Raw genomic sequence first — 6,922 nt, forward strand, 5'->3', positions numbered from 1 at the left:
GGCGGAGGGCCGCCGGGAGGGATCGCATAGACGGTACGGTCGGCCGGCTCGGCCGGGCAAGAAGCGGCCGTTGCGCATCGGTGAGCGGATCATTGCGTCCGGTGCGGGCTCAGCGGCGATTCGTTGCGTGCTTCCGATCGGGGCCTGCGACCGGAGCCGCAGGGGGCAGGCACGGCGTCGGGGCCTCGGCGACCTCCCTCGCACTCGCGCAGAGGCCGCCCTCCACCGCTGTACGCGATACGCCACCGCGTGAAACCCCGCGGGGACGCTCTCCGTGATCCCCGTCGTCACCACCGCATCCGTGCGCCCTGCGCACGGAGCCGGCGCACCGGCGTCACCGTCCGCGACCGGGGCCCCGACCGCGACGTCGCGTGGGCGTGCCGGTGAGCGGGATGGGGGGGTCTGCACCTGCTGGTCCTCGACGTCGGATAAGTGAGCGTAACCATGTATGGGTGAGTGTCGTTGTCAGAGCGTGAATCTGACGGAATGGGCGAAGACGCAGGGCGTGCATCCGCAGACCGCGTATCGCTGGTTCCGTGAGGGAACATTGCCGGTACCGGCTCAGCGGGTCGGGCCGCGCACGATCCTGGTGACCATCGACGCGAACGCCACACCCGAGGCCGTCGGCGGTCTGGGCCTGTATGCCCGCGTGTCCTCGCACGATCAGAAGAGCGATCTGGAACGCCAGGTGGCTCGGCTGTCGGCGTGGGCGGCGAAGGCCGGTCACCGGGTCGTTCGTGTTGAGGCGGAGATCGCTTCCGGGATGAACGGCTGCCGTTCCAAGGCCCGGCGTCTGCTGGCCGACCCGCACGTGACCTGCGTGGTGGTCGAGCACAAGGACCGGCTCGGCCGGATGAACGTCGAGCTTGTCGAGGCCGCCTTGTCCGCGACGGGCCGTCGCCTGCTGGTGCTGGACGACGGCGAAGCCGAAGACGACCTGGTGCGGGACATGGTGGAGGTGCTGACCTCGTTCTGCGCCCGCCTGTACGGGCGCAGGTCGGCGAAGAGCCGCGCCCGCAAGGCACTGGAAGCCGCCGAACATGGCTGACCGCCGCCCGATCTCCGCGCCGTTCGTCGCTCTCGGCCCGTCCGGTGTGGCGGTACGCACCCGGCTCAAAGACCTCACGCCCGAAGATGAGAAGGTTCTGCGCTTGGTGGGTGCGCACCTGGGCTCGCTCGCCTAGAAGGACCTCAAAGCGCGTTGCACGGACGGCCTGGAGCACTCCACCGAGTCATGGGCGGCCCGTAAGCGAGGTCTGACGGCCGAGTCGTCGTCCAGGTGGGCCGGGTCGATCACGAGGGCCACGCATGATCAGTGGGCGCTCGCCCGGCGCGGCCAGGCTGCACACGTGCAGTCCCTCGAAGCTGGTATCACGACGATCCGGCACCGACTGTCGCTGCCGGTCGGCCAGAAGGGCAGCAAGCGGGCTCCGGGCGGCTACCGCTGCGCGCACGAGTGGTTCCACAAGACGCGACGGCTGCATGTGCTGGAGGACCGGCTCGACCAGGTTCGGGCCGACCGGGAAGCGGGCCGGGTGCGTGTCGTGCGTGGCGGCAAACGCCTGCTGGGTACCCGCCACCACCTCGACCCGGCGCAGCTCACTGAGGCCGAGTGGCGTGAGCGGTGGGAAGCCGGGCGCTGGTTCCTCCAGGCGGACGGCGAGTCGGGGAAGAGGTTCGGCAACGAGACGATCCGCATCACGCCCGAGGGAGAAGTGTCGATCAAGCTCCCGGCCCCGCTCGCCGACCTGGCGAACGCCGAGCACGGCCGTTACGTACTCGCTGCGCAGGTGGGGTTCCCGCACCGGGGGCAGGAGTGGGCCGACCGTGTGGAGGCCAACCGGGCGGTGGCCTACCGCATCCACTACGACACGGGGCGCGGGCGCTGGTACGCGGACGCCTCCTGGCAGATCCCACCCGCCAAGAGCATCCTCCTGGAAGCCGCCCTCGCCGGTGGCGTGATCGGCGTGGACACCAAGGCCGGCCACCTCGCCGCATGGCGCCTGGACACTCACGGCAACCCGACCGGCCGGCCACGCCGGTTCCTCTATGACCTGTCCGGCAACGCCCAGCACCGCGACGCCCAGGTACGGCACGCCCTCACGCGGCTGCTGCACTGGGCCAGGTCCTGCGGTGTCAAGGCCATCGCGGTCGAAGACCTCGACTTCCAGGCCGAGAAAACCAGAGAGAAGCACGGGCGCAAGCGCCGATTCCGGCAGCTGATCTCCGGCATGCCGACCGGCAGGCTCCGCGCCCGGCTGGCCTCCATGGCCGACGCCACAGGTATCGCGATCATCGCCGTGGACCCGGCCTACACCAGCAAGTGGGGCGCCCAGCACTGGCAAAAGCCGCTGGCCGGCCCCACCCGTAAGACCACCCGGCACGATGCGGCGAGCATCGCGATCGGACGACGCGCCCAGGGGCACCCGATCCGGCGACGGACGACACCGCCCCGTGCACACCGGAGCGATGTGCACGGGCATCGGACCGTCCAGGCCGACCGGCGTGCCCCGGGGCGCGAGGGACCCCGCCCCGGCATCCCCGGACCACGGACACGATCCGTGCCGCCGGACGCGGCGAGTACGCGGGCGACCAGGACACCCACCACCGTTCGGGGTGTCCGCAGTGACCAGACATGGGTCCAAGACTCACTCCTGCTCACTGACTAGGAACGGTCACAGCTCCCGGAGCCGTGCCACGATCTCGCGCAGGAGTTCCGGGTCGGTCGCCGGCCCGCCCGTGCGGCGCGGTGCGCCGATCCACACCAGGCCGGCCCCGGCCAGGTCCGCGAGGAGCACCCGGACGACGGTCAGCGGCAGGTCGGCGACCGCCGCGAGTTCGACGACCGGCAGTGGGCCCCGGCGGCGCACCAGGTCGAGCAGGCGGGTGCGGGCGTGGTCGACACCGGGCTGTGCCAGGCCGGACTCCACGGCACTGACCTGGGACAGCAGGGTGATGGTGGGCCCGCCCGAGGGACGGGTCCGGCCCCGCGTGACGGCGTAGGGCCGCACCATCAGGCCGGTCTCGTCCTCGTACCAGTGGTCGTCGTCGGTCACGACAGCGAGGACACGCCCTCCGTCTCCTCCGTCTTCTCGGGCACCTCGGACTCCAGGTGCGCCAGCACTTCTCCGGGCAGCAGGACCGCGGCCGTCGTCCCGCCGTACGGGGACTCGTGCAGCGTCACCTCGATGGCATGCCGTGCGGCGAGCCGGCCCACCACGTACAGGCCGAGCCGGTCGTGGCGGGAGGGATCGAAGCCATCGGGGTGGCCGAGGGTGCGGTGAGCCTCGTGGAGCGGCCCGGAGTCGAGGCCGGGTCCCCGGTCGTCGATGCGCAGGACGTAGCCGCCGCGCTCCCGGCCGGTGCGCAGTGTCACCCGGGTGTGCGGGGGTGAGAACACCGTGGCGTTCTCAAGGAGTTCGGCGACCAGGTGGACGACGTCCGCGACGGCGTCCGCGGCGACGCCGACCCGGTCCATCGGCGGGACCTCCACGCGCACGTAGTCCTCGATCTCGCTCACCGCGGAGGAGACGACGTCGGCGATGGGCACGGGGCGGCGCCATCTGCGGCCCGGGGCGGCGCCGGAGAGGATGATCAGGTTCTCCGCGTGGCGCCGCATCCGGGTGGTGAGGTGGTCGATGCGGAACAGCTGCTCCAGCATGTCGGGGTCGTCCGTGTGCCGTTCCAGCGTGTCGACGAGTTTCAGCTGCCGGTGCACCAGGGTCTGGTTGCGCCGGGCGATGCTGAGGAGGACCGCGAACAGCCCGCGGCGCAGAGTGGCCTGCCGGACGGCGGCCTCGACGGCGGCGAGGCGGGCGGCGTTGAAGGACCGGCCGACCTGGCCTATCTCGTCGGACTCCGCCTCCCCGTCGGCCAGCGGCGGTGCCTCGGCTGCCGCGTCCACTTCCTCCCCGGCGCTCAACCTGGCCATTACATCGGGCAGTTGGCGGGTGGTCAGCAGGTCGGCCGCGTCCCGCAGTTCCTCCAGCCGACGGGAGATACGGCGGGCACCGCGCACCGCCCACCCCAGGGACAGGCCGATGGCCGCCAGCCCGAGCCCGCCCACGACGGTCGCCTTGATCAGTTCCTGATGGGCGAAGGCCCGGCCGCGTTCGGCGGAGTTGAGGGCCGCCTGGGTGCACAACTCCATGTAGCGCTTGACGGCCCGGTCGGTGGTCGTGCGCCAGGATTCCGCCGCGACGGCCTCACCGGCGCGCTCCGGCCCCGCCCGCAGCAGCGCCTCCTCGCTCCGGGTCAACGCGCCGTGCAGCTCGCCGCGCTGGAATTCCTGGAACAACTCCCGTGAGTCGGCCGGCAGGTCGGCCACATACGTTCGCTCGAAGACCCGGCGGTGCCCGATCGCCGCGGTGAGCGTGTCGTACTGCCGGTCGGTCAGTCGGCCGGCCGCGCGCGCCCCGGCGACGAGGGCGTCCTCGCGGGAGACGAACTCCCGTACCCGGACGAGCTCGACGACGACCTGTGCCTCCCGCGCGAGCTGCCCGGCCTGCAGGGCGGTGAGGGCGGACTGGATGTCGAATCCGGGTTCCACGAGCGCACCGTACTCGTCGACGGCCCGGTCCCAGGAGATGTCGCGGGCCAGCACTCGATGGCGCAGTCCCTCCAGTTCCTCGACGGCGCCGACCATGGCGTCGAGGGCCTGGCGCTGCGGGCCGGAGAGCCGGTCGCGGTCGCCGTCCCGGATCGCGTCGCGCATGGCGTTCACGGCGCGGTCGGTGCGGCGGTGCTGCTCCATGAGGTCCAGGGTCGCGGGCTTGTGGTGGCCCGTCCCCAAGTAGGTGGCGGCCAGCCGCCGTTCGATCTGGATCTGCCCGATCGCCGTGTCGACGGGCGTGCCGAAGTCCTCGTACACACCCTGCAGCCGGGTCAGTGCGCGCAGTTCTCCGGTGACCGACACCATGGCGAAGGTCCACAACGCCAGCAGGGCGAGCGCCGGTGCGAACGCAAGCGCGACGATGCGGGCGCGGACCGTGGCGGGACGGCCGATGAGCCGGCGCATAGCTCTCCCCAGGACGTTCGGATGACTGGGCGGCGAAGCAGATACCAACGGTTGTTACCCATCGGTAGCGAGTGGCGCACAACCTACGGGACGCCTCTCGGCGAGCGCAATGGCCTCGTGAGGATCAGGAGCGACGCCGTCACCAGATACGGCACCGCGAACACGGCGAAGGCCGTGCTGTGCGGGCTGTGCGTGGCGATCAGGGCATAGCCGCCGAACACCGCGACCGTGGCCAGCTCGGTGCCCAGGCCCGCGAGCGAGGTCAGGGTGGCCCGCCCGGTGTCCCCGATGCGCCTCTGGAGTCGCGCGTCGGCCAGCACGGTCGCCGCCTGGAAGCCTCCGAAGGCGAGGGCGACCAGGACCAGGCCGGCCGGCGTACCGGCGAGCGTGCCGACGGCGAGAGCGAGTCCGGCGCAGGCGAGCAGGGCCGCGAGGCCGTTCGTGCCGAGGCGTTCGCCCTCGCCGGCGAGCAGGCTCCCGGCAGTGGCACCGGCCCAGATCAGCAGCAGGAGGTACGGGACGGTCTCGTCCGCGACGCCGGTGTCCCGCACCAGCAGCGGCGTGTACTCGTCGAGGGCGCCCCACACCGCGCCGACGGCCGGTACGAGCAGCAGCGCGCCGCGCACCGACCGGTCGGCGCGTGCCTCGGCGAGTCCGGCGCGCAGGGGGGCGGTCCAGCCTTGGTGTCCCGTCGCCGGGGTCCGGTGTTCCGGGAACCGGAGGGCGGTGGCCGCGGTCAGCAGGCACGCCAGGATGCTGGCGGCGCAGACGGCGGTGTGGCCGCCCCGGTCGAGCACCGGACCGGCGAGTCCCATGGCCGCCATCACGGCCACCAGGCCGGCCGCGCGGGCCCGGCCCATGATCCGGGCGTACCGGCCGGCCGCGTCGAGCCGCTCCAGTTCGTCGTGGACCAGGGCCTCCAGCGCCCCGGAGGCGAGTGCTCCGCCGGCGCCCCACAGGACGAAGCCGGCCGCGAAGGCGCCGTACGAGGGCACCAGTGCCCACAGGGTGAAGCCGGCGGCGGTGAGCAGCGGGCCGAGCCACAGGAGCAGGCGGCGGGAGACGGCGTCGGCCCAGACGCCGGAGGGGACCTCCAGCAGGACGCCGGTGACCGACCAGAGGGCGAACAGGGAGGAGATCTGCCAGACGGTGAGACCGGTGTCGCTGAACAGCAGCGCGTACACCGGGTAGAGCAGCACGAAGTCTTCGAGGAACGCGTAGCCGTACAGCGTGGTCGTCAGCCGTCGGACGCGGAGGTCGGGCGCACGCGTGGGCGTGGAGGTCATGAGGCCTTCCCGTAAGGGCGGTTCGGATACCGGACGTGGAGGACGTACGGCATCCGAGGCGGCCCTCGGGAGGCGTTACCGGTGGATCAATGTCGCCAGGTCATGACGTCGAGGATAGTGCGGGCGGCCGTCAGGCGGGCGGTCCTGACGAGAATCGTCGCAGCAGCGGTGACAGCACCAGCACGGACTTGGTCCGCTCGACGAAGGGCTCCCCCGCGATCCGTTCCAGGACCCGTTCGAAGTGCCGCATGTCGGCGGCGAAGACCTGGGCGACCGCGTCCGCCTCCCCGGTGACGGTGGAGGCGGACACGACCTCCTGGTAGCGCTCCAGGCCCCGTTGGATGGTCTCCGGGGAGGTGTTGCCGCGGCAGTAGATCTCGACGAAGCCCTCGGTCTCCCAGCCGAGGGCGGCGGGGTCCACCCGTACGGTGAAGCCGGTGATGGCGCCGGTGGCGCGCAGCCTGTCCACGCGCCGCTTGACGGCGGGCGCGGACAGGCCGACGAGCTTGCCGATGTCCGCGTAGGAGCGGCGGGCGTCCTCGGCGAGGGCGTGCACGATGCGTTCGTCGAGATCGTTCAGCACTGCGGGCGGTTCACTTCGCTTCTGGGAGGTCCGGGA

Annotated in this window: 5 protein-coding genes and 1 pseudogene; 2 read left to right on the forward strand and 4 right to left on the reverse strand. The window is 72.0% G+C overall.

Going from position 1 to position 6,922, the window contains the following annotated elements; all coding sequences use genetic code 11:
* The first annotated feature begins 472 nt into the window (after positions 1-472).
* Positions 473-1,048: an IS607 family transposase gene (locus tag AOK11_RS32895; RefSeq protein WP_055597332.1), complete on the forward strand. Its 576-nt coding sequence runs from the start codon at positions 473-475 to the stop codon at positions 1,046-1,048.
* Positions 1,041-2,669, forward strand: a pseudogene (locus AOK11_RS32900) (nuclease/transposase family protein). Before AOK11_RS32895 ends, AOK11_RS32900 begins: the two are co-directional and overlap by 8 nt.
* A 6-nt stretch (positions 2,670-2,675) precedes the next feature.
* Here AOK11_RS32900 and AOK11_RS32905 read toward each other — a convergent pair.
* From AOK11_RS32905 to AOK11_RS32920, 4 genes are all read right to left on the reverse strand, one after another.
* The gene (locus tag AOK11_RS32905) at positions 2,676-3,056 is read right to left on the reverse strand and encodes a DUF742 domain-containing protein (protein ID WP_240497581.1); all 381 of its coding nucleotides are present in this window, start codon (positions 3,054-3,056) and stop codon (positions 2,676-2,678) included.
* Positions 3,053-5,017, reverse strand: coding sequence for a sensor histidine kinase (locus tag AOK11_RS32910; protein WP_055597333.1), 1,965 nt, complete (start codon positions 5,015-5,017; stop codon positions 3,053-3,055). The genes AOK11_RS32905 and AOK11_RS32910 overlap by 4 nt, the downstream gene beginning before the upstream one ends.
* Positions 5,018-5,100: 83 nt before the next feature.
* The gene (locus tag AOK11_RS32915) at positions 5,101-6,303 is read right to left on the reverse strand and encodes an MFS transporter (protein ID WP_055597334.1); all 1,203 of its coding nucleotides are present in this window, start codon (positions 6,301-6,303) and stop codon (positions 5,101-5,103) included.
* A gap of 130 nt (positions 6,304-6,433) precedes the next feature.
* Positions 6,434-6,886 carry an Lrp/AsnC family transcriptional regulator gene (locus AOK11_RS32920; RefSeq protein ID WP_055630134.1) on the reverse strand — a complete coding sequence of 151 codons (453 nt, stop codon included), beginning with the start codon at positions 6,884-6,886 and terminating at the stop codon, positions 6,434-6,436.
* Positions 6,887-6,922: the final 36 nt, after the last annotated feature.

Source organism: Streptomyces hirsutus (assembly GCF_001418415.1).
GTDB lineage: Bacteria > Actinomycetota > Actinomycetes > Streptomycetales > Streptomycetaceae > Streptomyces > Streptomyces hirsutus.

Bases quoted from the DNA above. Each gene is read 5' to 3' on its own strand.
- AOK11_RS32910 (WP_055597333.1), bottom strand. From the start codon at position 5,017: ATGCGCCGGCTCATCGGCCGTCCCGCCACGGTCCGCGCCCGCATCGTC.
- AOK11_RS32915 (WP_055597334.1), bottom strand. From the start codon at position 6,303: ATGACCTCCACGCCCACGCGTGCGCCCGACCTCCGCGTCCGACGGCTG.